The organism is Aquirufa nivalisilvae (assembly GCF_004307455.1).
GTDB lineage: Bacteria > Bacteroidota > Bacteroidia > Cytophagales > Spirosomataceae > Aquirufa > Aquirufa nivalisilvae.
In genome coordinates, this window is the sequence record NZ_SEWX01000012.1 from 1 (window position 1) to 1,431 (window position 1,431).

1 protein-coding gene is annotated in these 1,431 nt (G+C 46.8%); it reads left to right on the top strand.

Translation table 11 applies throughout. The annotated features are described in order from the left end of the window. Window positions 1-1,431 (top strand): beta strand repeat-containing protein (locus tag EWU22_RS13345; RefSeq protein ID WP_161566872.1); only part of this gene is annotated, 1,431 nt, incomplete at both ends.

Here is a 1,431-nt window from a genome sequence, read left to right on the forward strand (position 1 = left end):
CGCCAGTAACATCATCATCATTGACGATTAATTCAGGTACTGCTACGAAATTGATTATCACCGGAACAGGTACACAGACAGCGGGTACTAGTCAAACGATAACAATCACAGCGAAAGATGCGAGTGGCAACACCGCAACAGGTTATACGGGAGTTAAGTCGATTACCTTTAGTGGAGCTAGTGCCTCGAGCAGTCCAGTGACCAACCCAACGGTTGGCGGTACGAATGTGGGCACAGCGACGAATGTGACGTTTAGTAATGGAGTAGCGACAGCGAGCTTGAGCTTGTACCAAGTAGAATCAGCGGTATTAGCAGCTACGGATGGAAGTCTATCAGCAGCAGGTTCAGACCGTTTATCGGTATCTGTAAGTGCAGGATCATTCAGTAAATTAATCGTAAGCTTGACGAGTCCACAAACCAGTGGTAGTTCGTTTAGTGGTACGAATAGCTTGACAGCACAAGATGCTTATGGCAACGTAGTGACAGGCTTTGATGCCTCAACCAATAACATCACGGTAAGCACGAGCTTAACAGGATCAATCAGCGGATTATCAGGCACCAACAAGTTGAACAATGCGGGCGACTTTGTAAGTGGAGTAGCTAATATTAGCAGCTTAACATTTACCGGAACATCCGGTACAGGCACATTCACGTTCACCCCAGCAAGCGGAACGGCCGTAACGAGTGGCAGTGTGAGCATAGGAGCAGGATCTGCTACGAAGTTCATTGTTACAGGAACAGGCACACAGACAGCAGGTGGTAGTCAAAACATCACGATTACAGCCAAAGATGCGAGTGGAAATACAGCAACAGCTTATACGGGAGCTAAATCGATTACATTCAGTGGAGCTAATGCATCAAGCAGTCCTGCAACTAACCCAACCGTAGCGAGTACAGACTTTGGTACTGCGACTAGTGTGACGTTTAGTAATGGAGTAGCGACAGTAAGCATGAGCTTATACAAAGTAGAGTCGGCCTTGATTGTAGCAACTGATGGTTCAGTAACAACGAGTGGATCCGATCGCTTGAGTGTGAGTGTAAGCCCAGCGGTATTCAGCAAATTAGCCTTGAGCTTAGCAGGACCACAGATCAACGGAGTAGGTTTTACAGGAACGAACAGCTTAACAGCCTTGGATGCTTATGGCAACGTGGTGACAGGCTTTGATGCCTCAACAAATAACATCACTGTAAGCACGAGCTTAAGTGGTAGTATCAGTGGCTTAAGTGGCACAAATAAACTAAATAGTGCATCAGACTTTGTGAGTGGAGTAGCGAACTTGAGTAGCTTAGGCTTGAAGTACACAGGAGCGGTAGGTTCAGGAACATTCACGTTTACCCCAGCTAGCGGAACAGCCGTAACAAGTGGAAGCATTACGATTAACCCAGGTTCAGCCAATAAGTTTGTAATCACAGGAAGTGGCACGCAGACAG